Annotated in this window: 25 protein-coding genes (1 of these 25 only partly in view); 21 read left to right on the top strand and 4 right to left on the bottom strand. The window is 43.6% G+C overall.

What is annotated here, in order from left to right; translation table 11 throughout:
• Positions 1 to 158 precede the first annotated feature (158 nt).
• On the top strand, positions 159 to 1,259 hold the full coding sequence (locus tag GSF13_RS23200) for a hypothetical protein (protein WP_211867212.1): 1,101 nt from the start codon (positions 159 to 161) through the stop codon (positions 1,257 to 1,259).
• Between the two features lie 91 nt (positions 1,260 to 1,350).
• On the opposite strand, the gene GSF13_RS23195 is transcribed toward GSF13_RS23200, so the two are convergent.
• Positions 1,351 to 2,022, bottom strand: a complete 672-nt coding sequence (locus GSF13_RS23195) for a TorF family putative porin (RefSeq protein WP_211867210.1) — start codon at positions 2,020 to 2,022, stop codon at positions 1,351 to 1,353.
• Between the two features lie 250 nt (positions 2,023 to 2,272).
• Positions 2,273 to 3,439, bottom strand: a complete 1,167-nt coding sequence (locus GSF13_RS23190; RefSeq protein WP_211867208.1) for a hypothetical protein — start codon at positions 3,437 to 3,439, stop codon at positions 2,273 to 2,275.
• Between the two features lie 199 nt (positions 3,440 to 3,638).
• On the opposite strand from GSF13_RS23190, the gene GSF13_RS23185 reads away from it, so the two are divergent.
• The gene (locus GSF13_RS23185) at positions 3,639 to 5,582 is read left to right on the top strand and encodes an AsmA family protein (RefSeq protein ID WP_211867206.1); all 1,944 of its coding nucleotides are present in this window, start codon (positions 3,639 to 3,641) and stop codon (positions 5,580 to 5,582) included.
• A 239-nt stretch (positions 5,583 to 5,821) separates the two neighbouring features.
• The gene (locus tag GSF13_RS23180; RefSeq protein ID WP_211867204.1) at positions 5,822 to 6,283 is read left to right on the top strand and encodes a hypothetical protein; all 462 of its coding nucleotides are present in this window, start codon (positions 5,822 to 5,824) and stop codon (positions 6,281 to 6,283) included.
• On the opposite strand, the gene GSF13_RS23175 is transcribed toward GSF13_RS23180, so the two are convergent.
• Positions 6,280 to 6,762, bottom strand: a complete 483-nt coding sequence (locus GSF13_RS23175; RefSeq protein ID WP_249122730.1) for a tetratricopeptide repeat protein — start codon at positions 6,760 to 6,762, stop codon at positions 6,280 to 6,282. The two genes, GSF13_RS23180 and GSF13_RS23175, sit on opposite strands and share 4 nt — an antisense overlap.
• Before the next feature lie 274 nt (positions 6,763 to 7,036).
• On the opposite strand from GSF13_RS23175, the gene GSF13_RS23170 reads away from it, so the two are divergent.
• Positions 7,037 to 7,561: a hypothetical protein gene (locus GSF13_RS23170; protein ID WP_211867202.1), complete on the top strand. Its 525-nt coding sequence runs from the start codon at positions 7,037 to 7,039 to the stop codon at positions 7,559 to 7,561.
• Position 7,562: 1 nt separating this feature from the next.
• On the opposite strand, the gene GSF13_RS23165 is transcribed toward GSF13_RS23170, so the two are convergent.
• On the bottom strand, positions 7,563 to 10,106 hold the full coding sequence (locus GSF13_RS23165; RefSeq protein WP_211867200.1) for a serine/threonine-protein kinase: 2,544 nt from the start codon (positions 10,104 to 10,106) through the stop codon (positions 7,563 to 7,565).
• A 167-nt stretch (positions 10,107 to 10,273) separates the two neighbouring features.
• Here GSF13_RS23165 and GSF13_RS23160 point away from each other — a divergent pair, with 167 nt between their 5' ends.
• From GSF13_RS23160 to rpoA, 17 genes are all read left to right on the top strand, one after another.
• Positions 10,274 to 11,113 (top strand): polysaccharide deacetylase family protein, encoded by an 840-nt coding sequence (locus GSF13_RS23160; protein WP_174170289.1) that lies wholly within the window; start codon positions 10,274 to 10,276, stop codon positions 11,111 to 11,113.
• 413 nt (positions 11,114 to 11,526) lie between these two features.
• Positions 11,527 to 11,895: a 50S ribosomal protein L14 gene (gene rplN / locus GSF13_RS23155; RefSeq protein WP_010378257.1), complete on the top strand. Its 369-nt coding sequence runs from the start codon at positions 11,527 to 11,529 to the stop codon at positions 11,893 to 11,895.
• 10 nt (positions 11,896 to 11,905) lie between these two features.
• The gene (gene rplX, locus GSF13_RS23150; RefSeq protein ID WP_010378260.1) at positions 11,906 to 12,220 is read left to right on the top strand and encodes a 50S ribosomal protein L24; all 315 of its coding nucleotides are present in this window, start codon (positions 11,906 to 11,908) and stop codon (positions 12,218 to 12,220) included.
• 15 nt (positions 12,221 to 12,235) lie between these two features.
• Positions 12,236 to 12,775, top strand: coding sequence for a 50S ribosomal protein L5 (gene rplE / locus GSF13_RS23145; RefSeq protein WP_010378262.1), 540 nt, complete (start codon positions 12,236 to 12,238; stop codon positions 12,773 to 12,775).
• A 10-nt stretch (positions 12,776 to 12,785) separates the two neighbouring features.
• Positions 12,786 to 13,091, top strand: a complete 306-nt coding sequence (gene rpsN / locus GSF13_RS23140; RefSeq protein WP_010378264.1) for a 30S ribosomal protein S14 — start codon at positions 12,786 to 12,788, stop codon at positions 13,089 to 13,091.
• A gap of 20 nt (positions 13,092 to 13,111) precedes the next feature.
• Positions 13,112 to 13,504 carry a 30S ribosomal protein S8 gene (gene rpsH, locus GSF13_RS23135; RefSeq protein WP_010378266.1) on the top strand — a complete coding sequence of 131 codons (393 nt, stop codon included), beginning with the start codon at positions 13,112 to 13,114 and terminating at the stop codon, positions 13,502 to 13,504.
• 13 nt (positions 13,505 to 13,517) lie between these two features.
• Complete coding sequence (gene rplF / locus GSF13_RS23130) at positions 13,518 to 14,048, top strand: 50S ribosomal protein L6 (RefSeq protein WP_010378268.1); 531 nt, start codon at positions 13,518 to 13,520, stop codon at positions 14,046 to 14,048.
• 9 nt (positions 14,049 to 14,057) lie between these two features.
• Positions 14,058 to 14,408: a 50S ribosomal protein L18 gene (gene rplR / locus GSF13_RS23125; protein WP_010378271.1), complete on the top strand. Its 351-nt coding sequence runs from the start codon at positions 14,058 to 14,060 to the stop codon at positions 14,406 to 14,408.
• A gap of 9 nt (positions 14,409 to 14,417) precedes the next feature.
• Positions 14,418 to 14,924 carry a 30S ribosomal protein S5 gene (gene rpsE, locus GSF13_RS23120; RefSeq protein WP_010606806.1) on the top strand — a complete coding sequence of 169 codons (507 nt, stop codon included), beginning with the start codon at positions 14,418 to 14,420 and terminating at the stop codon, positions 14,922 to 14,924.
• Between the two features lie 6 nt (positions 14,925 to 14,930).
• Entirely contained in the window at positions 14,931 to 15,110 is a 180-nt protein-coding gene (rpmD, locus tag GSF13_RS23115) for a 50S ribosomal protein L30 (RefSeq protein WP_010378276.1), read from the top strand.
• 4 nt (positions 15,111 to 15,114) lie between these two features.
• Positions 15,115 to 15,549, top strand: a complete 435-nt coding sequence (rplO, locus tag GSF13_RS23110; RefSeq protein ID WP_010378278.1) for a 50S ribosomal protein L15 — start codon at positions 15,115 to 15,117, stop codon at positions 15,547 to 15,549.
• A gap of 11 nt (positions 15,550 to 15,560) precedes the next feature.
• The gene (gene secY / locus GSF13_RS23105) at positions 15,561 to 16,889 is read left to right on the top strand and encodes a preprotein translocase subunit SecY (protein ID WP_010606805.1); all 1,329 of its coding nucleotides are present in this window, start codon (positions 15,561 to 15,563) and stop codon (positions 16,887 to 16,889) included.
• Between the two features lie 22 nt (positions 16,890 to 16,911).
• Complete coding sequence (gene rpmJ / locus GSF13_RS23100; protein WP_002959476.1) at positions 16,912 to 17,025, top strand: 50S ribosomal protein L36; 114 nt, start codon at positions 16,912 to 16,914, stop codon at positions 17,023 to 17,025.
• A gap of 131 nt (positions 17,026 to 17,156) precedes the next feature.
• Positions 17,157 to 17,513 (top strand): 30S ribosomal protein S13, encoded by a 357-nt coding sequence (gene rpsM / locus GSF13_RS23095; RefSeq protein ID WP_010378282.1) that lies wholly within the window; start codon positions 17,157 to 17,159, stop codon positions 17,511 to 17,513.
• Between the two features lie 13 nt (positions 17,514 to 17,526).
• Positions 17,527 to 17,913 (top strand): 30S ribosomal protein S11, encoded by a 387-nt coding sequence (gene rpsK / locus GSF13_RS23090; protein ID WP_010378285.1) that lies wholly within the window; start codon positions 17,527 to 17,529, stop codon positions 17,911 to 17,913.
• A gap of 21 nt (positions 17,914 to 17,934) precedes the next feature.
• Positions 17,935 to 18,555 carry a 30S ribosomal protein S4 gene (gene rpsD / locus GSF13_RS23085; protein WP_017218390.1) on the top strand — a complete coding sequence of 207 codons (621 nt, stop codon included), beginning with the start codon at positions 17,935 to 17,937 and terminating at the stop codon, positions 18,553 to 18,555.
• A 24-nt stretch (positions 18,556 to 18,579) separates the two neighbouring features.
• Positions 18,580 to 19,036 carry the 5' portion of a DNA-directed RNA polymerase subunit alpha gene (gene rpoA, locus GSF13_RS23080; protein ID WP_010378288.1) on the top strand. 530 nt of this gene lie beyond the right edge of the window, so only the first 457 of its 987 coding nucleotides appear in the window; it begins with the start codon at positions 18,580 to 18,582; its stop codon lies beyond the right edge, outside the window.

Genomic DNA, 19,036 nt, shown 5'->3' with positions numbered 1-19,036 from the left:
AGAACAAATGAATAGCGAAGTTTTTCCTAGTAAACATAGATAGCTTGGCAGTAGCTGAGAGCACTACTTTTGAACTTTAATACTTATCTCAAACTACTTGTATATTGTCTCTTCTTTTGATTATTTTGTACTTTCATTTCTAAAAAGGAGTTAAATAAATGAAATGTATAATCTCAGCGGTGCTATTCTTGATGTGCATATTGGCCACCAGACCTGTATTTGCGAATTCGAGTGCGTCTGATTATCGAGGCCAGTTTTGCAGCTTATGTACATCCGAAAGTAAAGCTCAGAAGATGGCTAAAACTTATGCACCACAAAAAAGCTGCTATCCATTAAAACCTAGCGCGCCTATGACCCCTGAAAACATGCAGTGTACTTCTGCAAAAAAACAGGTTTTTCTTGTACACCCTGCAAGTGGAACGACTTACGGTTTTTGGGTTACGCATGAAGATTTTTTACCCTATGATGTCAAAGTGACTGCCTTTTCGTTAACGGAAGTACAAAAAAAGGTCTTTGCAGAGGCGGCCAGTTTTTATGAAGAGATGAAGCACGTACTAGCAACTACCTCAAGTCAGAATGTGAGTCGTTATGGTTTGTCAAACGTGCGTAGTCAGGCTCAGCAGCCAGAACAATCGTGCCCATCAAATTCTGCGCTAGCAACTTTGCTCGACCCCTCAAAAATGATGGCACTGGAGGAGCTTGCGTTGGCTGAGATTACAGTTGGGATGGGTGACGGTATTGATGTTAATAAGAGAATTTATCAAGGCGCGCGTTTCACTGGAGGTTCCGTGAGTCTATCTTATTTTGGAGCGAGTGTGTCAGTCAGTATACCTGAACATGAGCAACCGCTAGTTTATGCTAAGACGTTTTATGAAAATGAAGAGTCTAGCTCATTTCGTGATGTGCTAGCGTTGAGCATAGATCATATCGGTTGGGATGCTGAAAATGTACCTTTGCTGGGTATGAAGTTGAATAAAGCTCATTCGCGAGTTGCTGGGGGGAAAAGAATTACGACGCTATTGCAAGCACTTCATGGGCCGCAAGAAATTACTAATGAGTGTGTTTTATACCAGCTAGAAAAATTAAGTCAGTTCGGACAGTTGAAACTTAAGGGTGGTTCGGCGACTCGGTTTGGTAATCCAGGTGGAATTCCGCCAGAGTCTGGAGACAGCAGTAAGGTAACAGGCTGCACAATTCACTTTTACAATTCTCGCAATGAATTACAGTACGTTTTTAATGTTCCAAACTCAGAATGTTGAAGAATTAAAAAAAGGGCCTTTCGGCCCTACGTGTTGCAGCAAGTAAAAAATAAGGTGATGCGGCTGTCACAGGACCGCTCACCTTTGGTCATCACAGATTAAAATCTAATCCATAACTTACGTATGCTTTAATATCCTCACTACTGTCTAGGTCGGTTTTTACTAATCCGAAGGTAAAACCTTGCGTAGATAAACTCACCCCGTAATCCATATAAGCGTCGTCTTCTCCTGTCCACTCAAGCACTGTATCTCCGCTGGAGCGACCAATATGTAGAGTTAATTCACTGTCTTTAAAAATGGGGAAGCTGGCCGACACTTCGGCATATAGCATGTCTTCTTCTGTGGTTGAATCGCTTTGCGCTGTGGCTAGGTGGCTGAGTTTAAACGTAAAGTATTGCCAGCCAAGCGCGGCGTAAATCTCGCCAAAATCAATATCTCCACTGACATCGGGATAGGCGTAGTGGATATAACCGAAATCAAAACTCATGCCCTTGATTTCGCCAGCGTAACCCGCGTACAGATCCATTTCGTAACTGGCGGAGTCGCCAAAGTCGATGTTAGAGACCCAAGTGCCCGCATAAAACCCAGACTCATTGCTATAATCCAAGCCGCCAGACACCGCTGCGCCGTCATCAGTCTGGGTGATACCACGCCAGTAATAATTTGAGCTTGCCGCAATATTCGCGGTCACTTCCGCCTGAGCAGAGACACAAAAGCACGCAGTCAGGCCGCCTAGTAGCATAAGCAAAGGTTTGTTTTTCATTCTGTTTTCCCCATTGAACGCAGAGTTATTATTCAGTTGTTGTCATTGCATTTTTTGCAAAGAGTAGGTGCAAGGGGGAGGCCAATGTCGGAAAATAACGGAGAATTTATTCTATGTTATTAAAAATATTAGCATTTAATTTCTGAGTTTCGAAAGTAGGGCAGAGTGATTTGCATAAATGTTGCACATGGCTGGTGCAAAGTACCACAGCTTGCACAGTATTAATGCAAGCTGTGTTTTGAGCTAGTCGTTATCCAAAGATGGTGCGCATTAGGCTGATGGTTTCATCAACACTGCGGCCTTTTTCCACTTCGGCGACTATCGAGTCACGTTTGGCGCGAATATGTTCTGGAATAGACTCATCCGCGAGTGCGCGGTCGACTAACACTTCAGCTGACTCTTTACCGCGGCGTACGGTCTTTTTGCCACCACTGCTGCCGCTGCGCTTAGGCTTATGCAGTAGCTTAAAGTAATTGGAGTTAGTGGCGGTGTCTTTATCCGCGTAATAAAACAGGCATGGTAGCAGCGCTTTAATTTCAGCAAGTTGCGTTTCAAACTCATCCACAGGAGCGGCCATCGTATACCATGGCATTGCTTTAATGGTGCTGACGACATCGGTCCAGTAACGCTCAAAATCGCGATTGTTAAGTTTAGCAACACCAAGCGCTTGGCACAAAGCGTCAAGCTTGCTCGAGGTTATTGGAGTGAACACATCAGGGCGACGCATTGCTAATAGGCGAGTAGCTGGTGCAAGCGTTGGCTTTTCCTCGCTGCCAGCAAAGGCACTTAAATACCCGACCATAAATGACTGATAATGTTCGAGCGTCACGTCACCTTCTGCCGGGATTGTGGCTAGCGCTTCATCAAAAGCTCCCGGTAGGTCGTCTAATAACTGGTGAAAGCCTTTTGCACTTTTGGTGGAGGCAAACCACTCCACGTCAAACTGATACACGCTGGTATCTAAATTTGCAGCATGCTTACCGCTAAAGGCGAGGCGATCCTCTTTAATCATATCTTTAAGTGGAGTGCTGCGCATTGATTTAAGATATTCAATCAGTTTTAATTGCTCATCTAGTGCAATCACTTCTTTGTGACTGGTAATAAATGCGGCCACCATAGGCCAAGGCGCAATGCGTAACGTCTTGAGTTGTAAAAAGCTAATCGCTGCGATGAGCAGATCTTGTAGCTTTTTCACTGTGGGTAATTGATGGTCATCCAGTAAATCAAAATTGATACGATTTTTCGCCACATCAAGCAGTTCATAACACCAACCAAGAAAATCTTCAGGGTGATTTTCCACCTTAACCGCCATCAGATTAAGGCTGATCTCCGTGGCCTGTTTGAGGATATTTTGATAAATCTGACTTTCTTGTTCGCCCAAGGCCATGTTTGACGGTGATATGAGCAGTTTCTTCATGCGGGTTAGATACTCCAAGTTTGATTAATAAACCAACCAGTAAAATATAGCTAATGACGCTAAAAACTGGCAAGGGCGAGGATCATACCGATTAGTCAAAAGGTTGCAATCGCTCAGTACAAATTATTTGCCTTTATTCATGGTATATTCGACTACAGCCGTTATCATAAAGAGAACCAAGCCTTACGAAGGAAAAGCAATGAACCGGCTAGTTAAAATCGTAGGCGCCATTGTCGCGCTTATTATTATTCTTGTTATCGCAGCCCCGTTTTTAATCCCCAAACAGGCAATTATTGACCAAGTCACGTCACAGGTTGAGTCAGTGACAGGTAGAAAACTGTCGATCGATGGCGACTCTGACATCGGTATTTTCCCAACGCTGCACATTGAGCTAAACCAAGTGCGATTTGCCAACATGGCAACGGGCAGTCGCCCAGATATGTTCGCCATGGAGCAACTTGCCGTACATATTCCGTGGTTAAGTGCGCTGTCAGGCGAAGCTAAGCTTGAGCGCTTTGTGATAAATAATCCTAAAATTATTCTAGAAACCGACAAACAAGGTAATGCTAACTGGCAGTTGCTACCCACCAGTGCAGAAAACACGCCCACGGCGCAAACCAGCTCAAAAGGTAATATGCAGTTACCGGAAGGCTTAGATGTTAGCCTTGGCGAAGTGGCGATTTATGGTGGCTCGGTGACTTATCTTGACGGTGTGACAGGCGCTGAATATCAGGTAACTGATTTAGACATTAGCGTGATGTTATCGTCACTGTACCAACCATTAGAAGTCGACGGTAAGCTGACTTTTCAAGGTCAAACTTTTAACCTAGTTACTACACTCGATAATCCAGCAAAGGCGATCGAAGGTGAAACCTTTAATGTTGAACAACAAGTAAAATCAGCGCTGTTCAACCTTGACTATAAAGGTGAAATTGCAGAGCAAGGTAAAACCATTCGCGGTCAATTAGCCTTGTCTGGCGACTCGGTAAAAGCGCTAGCTAAGTGGCAGGGCGTTGATCTAAAAGCCAAAGAAAATGCGTTCAATGACTTTGGCCTAAACGCTAAAATGACGACGCAAGGGCAAGTTTTTACTCTCAATGCCTTAGAAGCGACCTTGGACGAATTGGTAATAAAGGGTCAAAGTAAAGTCACTCTCTCTGGTAAGCCTGATATTACCGCGAGCGTTGACCTTGGCATGTTAAATCTTAACCCGTATTTGCCAGAACCTATGGAAAAGCCACAAACGCAACCTGAGCCCGAAGGCGCACCAACACAGCCTATCGTGTGGGATGACACTGCAATTGATTTGTCAGTACTTAATAGCCTCAATGCGAATGTGAAGATCACCTCAACAGGGCTACGTGCGAGAGAAATTAAGCTTGGCGAAAACCAAATCAGCTTTGTACTTAACTCAGGTAAGGCGACACTGAGCCTAGATAAGTTCCAAGCCTATGAAGGTCAGGGTAAAGGTAAGGTTGTTGTAAATGCAGCAGCAAAACCTTATGCCATCAGTACTGACTTTGCGTTAACGGCAATTAACGCTGAGCCACTACTGACCGATGCTATTGGCTTTGACAAAGTATTGGGCAAAGGTAGTCTTAATTGGACGTTAAACACACAAGGTATCAGTCAAAAGCAATTTGTGAATGCCCTAGGTGGTAAATTAGGTTTTGAGTTCAAAGATGGTGGCGTAAAAGGCGCAAACCTTGCTGAGATGATCCGTAAGGGCAAAGAGATGCTCAAAGGTGACTTCTCTTCGGTATCGCAAGGACTCAATGCCAATTTCGACCCAGATCAAAAAACCGACTTCTCAGCCATGACTGGCACCTTTGTCTTTACCAAAGGCGTAGGTCAAAACGATGACTTCTCGTTGGCAAGCCCGTTACTACGAGTGACAGGCAAGGGCACCGTTGATTTACCACAAACTTTAGTTGATTATCGTGTGGTGACTGGAATTGTTGATACCATTGAAGGGCAAGCCAGCAGCGATGACAGTACCGGCTTTAAAATTCCGGTGCGGATCAAAGGTCCATTCCACAAAGTTGAAACTAGCTTAGACCTAAAAGAAGCGGCAAAAGACAAAGCCAAAGACAAGGTTAAGGATAAGGTAAAAGACAAACTTAAAGGTTTGTTTGGTGGATAGATCTTTATGACGCTTCAATAAACAGCTCATCTGTTTGTTTTAAATCAATTTCAGCTTAACAAGGGCTTGCCGATGGTAGCCCTTGTTCTATATTCATCGCGAGTTAATTATCTATATGCAGTTATAGTGAGCTTATGATGACTTATGACTATAAGTTGTAATCTACAGCAATAGTATTACTGCTATTCATGTGCTTAAATAGAGGCGGATAGCTCTACAAACAAAGGAAGGATAAAATAATGAGTACACCTACTTATTTACTCGAATACATGGTGACCCCAAAAGCTGAGGGCAACTGGATATATGACGATAAGCCAGTTAAACTTAAATTAGCTCAGGGTGAAAGCGCTGTTCTAACCTATAAGCTCGTTACCGATGAAGCTGGCTGGAGCTTTGCTGAAAACGGTACTTACTTTATCGAGGCGCAAGATAACTTCAATTATAACCTTACAAGCACATTAAAAGATGAGTTAACGGTTGAGGTTAAGATTGAGGCATTGAATGTTGCGAATACGCTAAGTGAAAATGATATCAAAGCGCTTTCAGCTGACCCTGGTGCGAGGGTTGTTACACTAGTGAGGAATAACAGCTCAAATATTGAGTTCAGACTTGTTGCTCAATATGACTCCGCAAATGGTGCTGTGCGTTATTTCTCTCAAGATCCAAGGGTGATAATTGACAACCCAGATGGTCCAGGTTAATTCGTAATTTGCATTTGGCACAGATAGGTAAAATGTTCTGTGCCAATTCTTAATTCAAGTGATGGCGAGTGACATAGTGTCCTGAACCATGACAGGCGATAAAAAGACGGGCTCCAGCCTAAATCAATGCTTTTTTTCAGTGAAGCCATCGCGGAATACTTTTCTTCTATCAGGGTTTGAATTAACGATTTTACGTAAAAAGCTTCAGCTGAATCGGGATACTCAGCCAAATATTCATCAATTGCTATTAATGCCTCTTGGTGCTTACCTAGGTGTGCTAAAGCTTGGATGCGCACGACTTCAACTTGGTTTGCTGGATCACTGGCTAAAATTTGCAGATACACTTCACTGGCTTTCGCCTTCTTGCCCATTAGTGAGTATATGTCTGCGTAGTTAAGCAAGATTTCTACATTACTGGGCGCCAACTGAGTTTCTCGTTCAGCAAACTCGAGTGCCCGTTCTAAATCACCTAATAGCATCAATACAATGGCATAATTATTAAAGGTAGCCGTACTTGTATATGAGCGCTTAACTAGAGTTTAGTAGAGTTTGTTTGCTTCATATTGAGCAAGGCTACACTGCGGATGACTTTTATAGTACTTCTCATCGAGTTGAGCCTGTTGATTATGGTTTCGGCTTTGGTGAATCACTGTAGTCGCTTTGCTTGCTGTAACCTATTGTAATGGCATTGGTGCAGCTGATGTGCTTATATTAAGTGCGAATAGCTCTGCAAACAAACGAAGGATATTAAAGATGACGCAACAGTCGCTCAGTTATATAGTTACTCCTGGTTTTTTACCACCTGTAGAACACTCTGAAGAGGCGGCGAAAACTGCCCCTTGGAAAATCACTAACCTTCAACACGAGGATGTAGAAGAAGTTGTTATAGACATTTCTGAGTTATCAGGAAAGTCGGTTAACTTATATTATGAACTTGACTCTGGAAGCTTTGATAGCGGTTGGCAATTCGGTGATAACGGTACGCTATTTGTTAATGCACAAGACAACTTTAACTATCAAGTGAGCAGCATTGTTGCTAACGATGGTCGTAGTATGATTGTAAGTATCAGTAGCATTGAATCGTCTAAAACGATTCTAGAAGGCGCTGCTCAGGAAATGGCGGGTCACTTAGACTCTGGGTTTGCAATCCCTTTGCAGTCTAACAATAACTTTAAGGTTGCTTATCGACTCATAGCAAAACATAAGAATGATTCACAAATGCGTTATTTTTCTCAAGATCCTGTCATTGTGATCGAAGACGTTGATCCGCCTTCTTGATTTAAGTTTTTTGGCATAGATAGGTAAAGTTTAGCTGGCCTATCTGTGCCGCTAAATCTGGTTGGTTACAAAGTGGTTTGAACCAAGCTAATCTATAAAATACGGCACTCCAGCCTAAATTTAGACTACGTTGTAATGAAGAAATAGCAGAATAGGTTTCGTGCAATAAAGTTTGTACCAACGCCTTAACATAGTAGGCTTCCGCTGAATTTGGCTCTAACGCAATCTGCTGTTCTACCAGTAATAATGCTTCTTTAAAATTCCCTAAATGTGCTAGTGCTTGTGCTTTTACCAACTTTGTGACTTTTGAATCGTCCAGAGCAAGTACCCGTAAATAAACCTCTTCCGCTTTTTGCTGTTGGTTAGTTAAAGTTAGTAAATCAGCATGATTTATCAAAAACTCAGCTTTGCTAGGCGCATGTTCAACGGCTTGTGATGTATATTCTAATGCGGAGATAAACTCTCCTTTTAGCATTAAAACAACGGAGTAATTGTTCAGGGTAGCCGTATTAATTTTTTCGTTTTCTATTAGCTTTTTATACGCTGCACTGGCTTCGTCGAGTTTGCCCAAAAATGAATAAATATCCGCAATTGTTTTGAGTGTTTTAAAATCATTGGGTGCATATTGTTGTGCTTTTTCGAGGTAGCTGAGTGCTTGTTCGTAGCGACCCAAGCGTATGTTTAGAAAAGCGGCATTTCTTGTGATACTTAAAGTCGGTCTTAGCTTGAATGCATTAGTGGTATGTATTAATGCCGCTTCGTAGTCACCTTGTAAATCCAAATAAAAGCTGAGAAGCCCTTGTTTTTCGAACTCATCTAATGAAGAACTGTGGATAGTTTCTAATACTTTTTTGGCTTCTCGATTATTTTGAGAGTATTGATAAAGTTGCAAAAGATGCGTTTGGTAAAGTGGCGTATTTCTAAGCTTTTCGGGAGCAGATTCAAGCACTTCACTCAGCGAATGTAAGATTAAATTGTCTGAGCTATTTTTGAACGCGTTGATGGCAGTCTTTGTATATATCGAATAAAGCGGAAGAAAGTCGGGAGAGATTCGGATTAATGACTCTATTTTTTTAATCGTTGTACGATTTTCAATATTAACAGACTGTGCTTCACGATAGAGCTCTGCGTATTGGTTCAAAAAGTTTCTGTCAGTCAATTCAGGTGCAGATTCTTCTTTTGATAATGAGTATAAGGAGGATAATGTGACATTAAAAACATCGCCGTAACTTTCACTAGAAGTGACATTTCGAACACTATTGGTTAACGTAGCATTGGCTCCATTGATGGTGCTTAACTCAATGTCACAGCTGTTCACATCACAGACTAACTGGGATGATATTAGAATATCAGCATTCAAAGCTGCGCCGATTTCTTTTAAAGGCGCGGTATCACCGAGTAGCTTTTGTGTTTGGCTTATTTCGCTATTAGCAATCAATACGTGACTAGAATCGTCGAGAAAGTACTGCTTTATTGCATCTTGGATAGCCAATTCAATAATTTGTTTGTGAGCATTCAATATTTGCGTGCTTTCACTGAATTCTACTGGTAGCGCTGCAATATAGATCTTGGGTTTGGTTTCCTGCCAATACCAGTACCCACCAACGGCTAAGCACACTAAAAAGGTGAAAAGTGCTGCAATACCTAATTGCTTTTTACGTGCTTTGGCTTTCTCTCTGGCTCTATCTCGTAGCTCTATTTGTTCAAGTGACACTGTCGCTTCGCTGTTATCGTAGCTAAAGGCGTGTAAAATTTGCTTTAGCTGCTGACTGACTTCATTCGCGCTGCTTGGACGAGCGCTTTTGTCATATTGCAATAAGCGATCAATGAGCTGTGCCAGTGCAGGGGGAATATCTAAAATACGTTTAGCACTGGCTTTTAATGGCTGAAACTTGATCTGTTCAGCAATAGACTTGTCACTGCCATCTTCAGCTTGTTCGAAATAAGGATGATGTCCTGCTAACAATTGATAAGCTATTAGCCCAAATGAGAATAAGTCACTGCGACTGTCTAGCGTTTCATCACGAAGTTGCTCTGGTGACATTGCTGTGAGACTACCGTAACTGGTATGTGGGCGAGAGGCTTGGTTGTCTTCTAATTGTGAAATACCAAAGTCGGCAATTTTGGCTATGCTCTGTTCATTAACCAGTATATTGCCAGGTTTTAAGTCTAAATGAAGAATGTTCTGGCCATGAGCTGAGGCTAGGCCATCGGCGACATGGCTTAGTAGCTCGACTTTTTGCTCGGTAGTTAATACGTGTGTTTTTGTGTAGTGCTGTAAAGTTGCACCTTGCACATATTCCATTTCCAAAGCCATTTGGCCATCGCTTTCAAAGACATCATAAATTTGTACTATATTTGGATGGTTAAAACGCGCTAACAGGCGGGCTTCGTTGAGTGCATCTGATTGCGTGTGCTGAGTTAGTGACATCACCTTTACCGCCACTCGGCGGCCTAATTTTTTGTCGGTAGCAAGGTACACTTTGCTCATTCCGCCTTCGGCGAGCAAGATCACGTCCTGATAGTATTCTTCTAACTTCAACACAGCGCTGTCTTTCTCTTTTATTATTGGGGTTAGTGTATCGCTAAAAATACTAAATTAGTACCATTTGCGTTGGGCTTAGTCGCAAATAACAAGTTGAAAATTTAACACTTTGTCATACTCACAGCCGCATGTAGGTTATAAGGATAAACAACAATAAGGACAAGCAAATGGCAAAGTTATCTTCTAATTTAGTTTCTCACTTCAGTTTGGCCGCCATAATGGCAAGCGCTCTGCTCGTGAATACGTCTAGTATAGCGGCAGATAACAAACAAACCTTTAGTTACCCCAATAACGCTCGTAACGCAATAAGCCTTACGTTTGATGATGCAAGACCAAGTCAAGTTGATGTGGGAGTGCCGCTACTCAATCGCCACAAGGTGAAAGGCACATTTTATGTTATGCCACCACAGGTGAAGGAAAAGCTCGCATTGTGGCAAGCCGCTGTGAAGCAGGGGCATGAAATAGGTAATCACACCAGTGAACACTTATGTACGGGCAACTTTGCTTGGCTGAGGGAAAAGGACAAAGGACTCGAACAGGTTGATTTGGCCTACATAGAACGCGATGTAGTAAGCACCACAAAATATATTGAAAAGCATTTAGGCGTAACCCCCAGAAGCTTTGCATATCCTTGTGGTAATACCTTTGTTGGTCGCGGCGCTGAAGTAAAAAGTTATGTGCCGATGATTGCGAAGCATTTTGACAGTGGCCGCACGTGGTTAGATGAAACCGCTAACCACCCAACTTATACTGACTTTGCGCAGCTCACTGGAGTGAGAATGGACGGTGTTAGTTTTGAAGAGCTAAAAGGGTTACTGGAGCACCTTAGGGCAAATAACAGTTGGATAATTCTTGCTGGACATGAGGTGGGCGAAAAAGGCATGTACACCGTCGATACCAAAATGTTAGACCAGCTTATTCCTTACTTACAGGACCCTAAAAACGGTTATTGGTTAGACACCGTAAGCAATGTGGGTGATTACATAAAAAGTAAAAGAGAGCCGTAGGTCGAGATTTATCTCGACTTGACGATTTCTAAAATTCTCTCGTCGCTCCATATAGCTGTTTGCTCAAAGCTTGAGCTTGTTTGTGAGAAAAGGATGAGAAACTCTTGTTCACAGCCTACTAAGCGATATGTCTAAACAATAATCGAAATAAAATTTCCGCTGTAAACTTTGTTTAATATTTGCGCAAGTGGTTGAATTCTCGATTGCTTGCCGCCATATCCTCAAACTGTAATCGGTACGTCATGTTAACGCGTTAAATTAATTAAAAATTGAACTATCTTTGATGCGACATTGCTGATACAATTGCCCGCCCTTGAAAGACATAATCACAGTTTTTTGAGTGGAATTTAACCTAAATGCCTTGATTTTGAACGAAATCTAGGCGAGTTGTAACTACACCGGAGGTCATTAAGATGATCCAAATGCAAACTCAGCTGGACGTTGCTGATAACAGCGGCGCTCGCAAAGTGCAGTGTATAAAAGTCCTTGGTGGTTCGCACCGTCGCTACGCAGCGGTTGGCGACATCATTAAAGTTTCTGTTAAAGAAGCGATTCCTCGCGGCAAAGTGAAGAAAGGTGATGTTAAAAACGCAGTAGTAGTGCGTACTAAAAAAGGCGTACGTCGTCCAGACGGCTCTTTAATCCGTTTCGATAGCAATGCGGCTGTTATCTTAAATGATAACTTACAGCCTATTGGTACTCGTATCTTCGGCCCTGTGACTCGTGAACTTCGTACTGAAAAGTTCATGAAGATCGTTTCACTAGCACCAGAAGTACTATAAGGAGTCGATCATGGCAGCAAAAATCCGTCGTGATGACGAAGTAATCGTACTAGCCGGTAAAGACAAAGGTAAGCGCGGTAAAGTGCTTTCAGTTGTTACTGAAACTGGCCGAGTATTTGTTGAAGGCGTTAACATCATCAAGAAACACCAGAAGCCTGTACCACAACTACAGCAAGCTGGCGGTGTTGTTGAGAAAGAAGCGTCAGTCGACGTATCAAACGTAGCGATTTTCAATGCCGAAACTGGCAAAGCGGATCGTGTAGGTTTTAGATTTGAAGACGGTAAAAAAGTCCGTTTCTTCAAGTCTACCGGTAAAACTATTTAATAGTTGGAGTAGACGATGGCGAAACTGCATGAAGTGTACAAAGACAAAGTGGTAAAAGAGCTTCAAGAGAAGTTCGGTTACAGCTCTGTCATGCAAGTCCCTCAGATCGAAAAGATCACACTTAACATGGGTGTGGGCGAAGCCCTAGCTGACAAGAAAATTCTAGAAAACGCAGTAGCAGACCTAGAATCAATCTCTGGTCAGAAGCCTCTAGTGACGAAAGCACGCAAATCAGTTGCTGGCTTTAAGATCCGTGAAGGTTACCCAATTGGCTGTAAAGTAACCCTACGCGGCGAGCGTATGTGGGATTTCCTAGAGCGTTTAGTCTCTATCGCGATGCCACGTATTCGTGACTTCCGCGGTGTTAGCGCAAAGTCTTTTGACGGTCGCGGTAACTACTCTATGGGCGTACGTGAACAAATCATCTTCCCAGAAATCGATTATGATAAAGTAGACCGCGTTCGCGGTATGGATATCACAATCACTACTTCTGCGAAAACAGATGACGAAGGCCGTGCGTTGTTAGAAGCGTTCAACTTCCCATTCAAAAAGTAAGGGTAGGGTTATGGCAAAGAATTCAATGAAAGCACGTGACGTAAAACGTGCTAAATTAGTTACTCAGTATGCTGAAAAGCGTGCTGCGTTAAAAGCTATCATCAGCGATGTTAATGCATCTGATGATGAGCGTTGGGATGCAGTGTTAAAGCTACAGTCTTTACCACGCGATTCTAGCCCTTCACGTCAACGTAATCGTTGTAACATCACGGGCCGCCCTCATGGTTACCTTCGCAAGTTCGGCTTAAGCCGTATTAAAGTTCGCGAAGCAGCGATGCGCGGTGAAATTCCTGGCCTTAAAAAGGCTAGTTGGTAATAGAATCACGGGAGTAAGACATGAGCTTGCAAGATCCAATTGCGGATTTGTTCACACGTATCCGTAACGGTCAGTCTGCGAAGAAGGTATCTGTTTCAATGCCAACTTCAAAGCTGAAAGTAGCTGTAGCTAAGGTACTTAAAGACGAAGGTTATATCACTGACTTCGCAGTATCTGGTGACGTAAAAGCAGAATTGACTATCGAACTTAAGTACTTCGAAGGCAAAGCTGTAATCGAAAACATCCAGCGTGTTAGCCGCCCTGGTCTACGTATCTATAAGAGACGTGACGAATTACCTAAGGTAATGGGTGGTCTAGGTATCGCTATCGTATCAACTTCTAAAGGCCTGATGACAGACCGCGCTGCGCGTACCGCTGGCGTTGGTGGTGAAATCATTGGCTTTGTAGCTTAATCGGAGGGGAACTATGTCTCGTATAGCGAAGGCTCCAATCAATGTTCCTGCCGGTGTTGAAGTTACAATTAACGGCCAGGACATCAAAGTTAAAGGCAAGAACGGTGAATTAACTCGCACAATCAACGATGCGGTTGAAGTTTCACTAAACGACAACGTTATCACTACAGCTCCTCGTGAAGTTGCTAATGCTTGGGCTCAAGCTGGTACTGCACGTGCGCTAATCAACAACATGATTGTTGGTGTTAACGATGGTTATGAGAAGAAACTACAGCTAGTAGGTGTTGGTTACCGTGCGGCAGTTAAGGGTAATTCATTAGATTTAACCCTTGGCTTTTCTCACCCAGTGAACTTCGAGATCCCAACAGGTATCACTATCGAAGCTCCAAGCCAGACTGAAATTGTTGTTAAAGGCGCAGACAAGCAGTTAGTTGGTCAAACAGCTGCTAACATCCGCTCATACCGTGAACCAGAGCCTTATAAAGGTAAAGGTGTACGTTACGCTGATGAGCACGTGCGTCGTAAAGAGGCTAAGAAGAAGTAAGGTAAGACGATGGATAAGAAAACAGCTCGTCTACGTCGTGCTAAGCGCACTCGTAGAAATATTATCGAACAAGGCACAACACGTCTTGTTATCCACCGCACGCCACGTCACATTTACGCTCAAGTAATCAATGCTGAGGGTAATGTACTGGCTGCTGCTTCTACTGTTGAAAAAGCAATTGTTGAAACAGTTAAAGGCACAGGCAACATCGAAGCGGCTCAAGCAGTTGGTAAAGCAATCGCTGAGCGCGTAGCTGACAAAGGCGTTGAAAAAATCGCTTTTGATCGCAGTGGCTTTAAATATCACGGCCGTGTGAAGGCGCTAGCTGATGCTGCGCGCGAAGCCGGTCTGCAATTCTAGGAGTAGACAATGGCTAACGTAGAAGCAAAAGCACAACAGCCTGAATTGGCTGAAAAGCTAATCGCGGTAAACCGTGTGTCTAAAGTGGTTAAAGGTGGTCGTATCTTTAGTTTCACTGCACTAACAGTAGTTGGTGATGGCGCTGGTAAAGTAGGTTTTGGTTATGGTAAAGCACGTGAAGTTCCTGCTGCTATTCAAAAAGCAATGGAAAAAGCACGTCGTAACATGATCACTGTTGAACTTAAAGGTAACACGCTACAGCACCCAATCAAGGGTCGCCACGCGGGTTCTAAAGTTTACATGCAGCCTGCATCTGAAGGTACAGGTATCATTGCAGGTGGTGCGATGCGTGCAGTACTAGAAGTAACTGGCGTACAGAACGTACTATCTAAAGCATACGGTTCAACTAACCCGATCAACATCGTTCGCGCAACTATCGCAGCGCTAGAGAATATGAATTCTCCAGAAGGTATTGCTGCGAAGCGTGGTCTTAGCGTTGACGAAATCTTGGGGTAAGACACCATGGCAAACACAGTAAAAGTAACTCAAGTACGTAGCTCAATCGGTCGTTTACCGAAGCATAAAGCTACATTACGTGGCCTTGGTTTACGTCGTATCAACCACACTGTTGAGCTAGAAGATACGCCAGCAGTTCGCGGTATGATCAACCAAGTTTCTTACATGGTTAAGGTTGAGGGGTAATTCGATGAACTTGAATACACTTTCACCTGCTGCAGGTTCAAAAACAGCTGGTAAGCGTCTTGGCCGTGGTATCGGTTCTGGTCTTGGTAAGACTGGTGGCCGTGGTCACAAAGGTCAAAAGTCACGCTCTGGCGGTAAAGTACGCGTTGGTTTCGAAGGCGGTCAAATGCCTATGCAACGTCGTCTACCTAAGTTTGGTTTCACTTCACGCAAGTCTCTTGTGTCTAAAGAAGTGAATCTATTCGAAATCGCTAAAGTTGAAGGCGATGTGGTAGATCTAAACGCGTTACAGGCAGCTGGTATCGTTAAAAAGAACATCCAGTTCGTAAAAGTTGTAAAATCTGGCGAAGTTTCACGCGCTGTTACTGTTAAAGGCATGAAAGTGTCTAAAGGTGCACGCGAAGCTATCGAAGCTGCCGGAGGCAAGGTAGAAGACTAAGGAAGTACGCTATGGCTAAACCAGGTCAAGATATGCAAAGTGCACAAAGTGGGCTTGCGGAACTGAAGCGCCGATTACTATTCGTATTGGGTGCTATCATTATTTACCGTCTGGGCTCTTTTGTGCCAATCCCTGGGATTGACGCCGCTGTACTTGCCGAATTCTTCGAGCAACAAAAGGGCACCATTGTTGAGATGTTCAACATGTTCAGCGGTGGTGCGCTTGAGCGTGCATCGGTATTGGCGCTAGGTATTATGCCGTACATCTCGGCTTCGATTATTATGCAGCTATTAACGCACATACATCCTGCGATGATAGAGCTTAAGAAAGAAGGTGAGCAAGGGCGTAAGAAAATCAGCCAGTATACGCGTTATGGTACGCTTGTGCTTGCTACATTCCAATCGATAGGTATCGCTACTGGTCTACCTAACATGATGGAAGGCCTAGTTGTGAATCCAGGCTTCGGCTTTTATTTCACAGCTGTAGTGAGCTTAGTCACGGGAACTATGTTCCTTATGTGGTTGGGCGAACAAATCACTGAGCGTGGTATCGGTAACGGTATCTCAGTTCTAATATTTGTTGGTATTGTAGCTAACCTGCCGTCTGCAATTGGTTCGACAGCAGAAATGGCGCGCCAAGGTGATCTGCATATTTTAGCATTGTTATTGATTGCGGTAATCGTATTCGCCGTAACTTACCTAGTTGTGTTCTTCGAACGTGGTCAACGTCGTATCGTTGTAAACTATGCGAAGCGTCAACAAGGTCGTCAGGTATTTGCTGCTCAAAGCACGCACTTACCACTAAAAGTTAACATGGCGGGTGTTATTCCACCAATCTTTGCTAGCAGTATCATTTTGTTCCCTGGTACAATAGCAAGCTGGTTTGGCCAAGGTGAAGGTCCGGTCGCTGATGTGCTACAAGCTATCTCAGCAGTATTGACTCCAGGTCAACCACTGTATGCGATGGTATTAGCTGCGGCTATTATCTTCTTCTGCTTCTTCTACACTGCGTTGGTGTTTAACCCGCGTGAGACAGCAGATAACCTGAAAAAATCTGGCGCTTTTATTCCAGGCATTCGTCCAGGTGAGCAGACATCTAAATACATTGATAAAGTGATGACACGCCTGACATTGGCAGGTGCTTTGTATATAACCTTTATCTGTCTGGTGCCCGAGTTTATGACTATGGCATGGCAAACGCCATTCTACTTCGGCGGTACATCGATTCTGATTATCGTTGTTGTCATCATGGACTTTATGGCACAAGTACAGACTCATATGATGTCACATCAATATGATTCTGTGCTGAAAAAAGCGAACCTTAAAGGCTACGGCCGTTAAGGTCAGTTTACGGAGTTGAGTAATGAAAGTACGTGCTTCCGTTAAGAAAATTTGCCGTAACTGCAAAGTAATCAAGCGTGCAGGTGTTGTACGTGTGATCTGCAGTGAGCCAAAGCACAAGCAAAGGCAAGGCTAAGCAAATTAAGTCGTGCAGGCTGAGTAACTTTACTTAGCCTGTTTCTTTGGTAAAACTTGAATGTCGGTTGGGTATCCTATACGGGCTTTCCAGCAAGATGATAATCAAGTTTATTTATAGGAGATATGTTAGTGGCCCGTATCGCAGGCATTAACGTTCCTGATCATAAGCATGCTGTTATCGGTTTAACAAGCATCTATGGTGTAGGTAAAACTCGCGCTAAGGCGATCTTAGCTGCGACAGGTATCGCTGAAACTACTAAAATCGGCGAGTTAAATGACGAAACACTTGACATCCTTCGTGAAGAAGTTGGCAAGTACACTGTTGAAGGTGATCTTCGTCGTGAAGTTACACTAAACATCAAGCGTCTTATGGACCTTGGTTGTTTCCGTGGCTTACGTCACCGTCGTTCGCTACCACTACGTGGTCAGCGTACTAAGACTAACGCGCGTACTCGTAAGGGTCCTCGCAAGCCTATCAAGAAATAAGGTGGGGTAAGTTATGGCAAAAGCACCAATTCGTCGTAAAAAGGTCAAAAAGCAGGTTGTTGACGGCATGGCTCACGTTCATGCATCTTTCAACAACACGATTGTGACCATCACTGACCGTCAAGGTAATGCTCTTTCTTGGGCGACTGCAGGTGGTTCAGGTTTCCGTGGTTCTCGTAAGTCTACTCCATTCGCTGCACAGGTTGCTGCGGAGCGTGCAGGTGTTGCTGCACAAGAGTACGGTCTTAAGAACCTAGAAGTATTCATCAAAGGTCCAGGTCCAGGCCGTGAGTCTGCTGTTCGTGCATTGAATGCTGCTGGTTACCGTATCACTAACATCACTGACGTGACGCCAATTCCACACAATGGTTGTCGTCCACCGAAGAAACGTCGCGTATAACAATAGGTTAGGAGAAAGAACATGGCAAGATATTTGGGCCCTAAGCTCAAGCTGAGTCGTCGTGAAGGTACTGACCTGTTCCTTAAAAGCGGCGTAAGAGCAATTGACTCTAAGTGTAAACTAGAAACAGCACCTGGTCAGCACGGCGCACGTAAAGGTCGTCTATCTGATTACGGTTTACAGCTACGTGAAAAGCAAAAAGTTCGTCGTATCTACGGTGTACTAGAAAAGCAATTCCGTAACTACTACAAAGAAGCTGCTCGCCTTAAAGGTAACACAGGTGAAAACTTGTTACAGCTTCTAGAGCAACGTCTAGACAATGTTGTATATCGCATGGGTTTTGCAAGCACACGTGCTGAAGCACGTCAGCTAGTAAGCCACAAAGCGATTATGGTTAATGGTCGTGTTGTTAATATCCCTTCTTTCGTAGTTACTCCTGAAGATGTAGTAGTAATTCGCGAGAAGTCTAAAAAGCAAGCGCGTATCATCGCTGCTCTAGAGTTGGCTGAGCAACGTGAAAAGCCAACTTGGATTGAAGTTGACGGTAAGAAAATGGAAGGCACTTTCAAGCGTCTACCAGAGCGTTCTGATCTGTCTGCGGACATTAACGAACAACTAATCGTCGAACTTTACTCGAAGTAAAGTTAAGAGTTAAGAGAGGATAAAATGCAGGGTTCTGTAACCGAATTCCTAAAACCAAGATTAGTCGATATCGACGCTGTAAGCTCAACGCGTTCTAAAGTAGTTTTAGAGCCTCTAGAGCGTGGTTTTGGCCACACACTAGGTAATGCTCTACGTCGTATACTTCTTTCATCTATGCCTGGTTGTGCTGTGACAGAAGTTGAAATTGACGGCGTATTGCACGAGTACAGCGCGAAAGAAGGCGTACAAGAAGACATCATTGAAATTCTGTTAAACCTTAAAGGTCTAGCGGTATCTCTAGAAGGTAAAGATGAAGTTTTCCTTACCCTGACTAAGTCTGGTGTAGGCCCTGTGACTGCGGCTGATATCCAGCACGACGGAGATGTGACTATCGCCAACCCTGAGCATGTCATTTGTCACTTAACTGCTGACAATAGCGAAATCAGCATGCGCATTCGTGTTGAGCGTGGTCGCGGTTATG

It is taken from the genome of Pseudoalteromonas sp. M8 (genome assembly GCF_018141365.1).
Lineage (GTDB): Bacteria > Pseudomonadota > Gammaproteobacteria > Enterobacterales > Alteromonadaceae > Pseudoalteromonas.
This window is presented reverse-complemented; position numbering and strand designations above follow the sequence as displayed.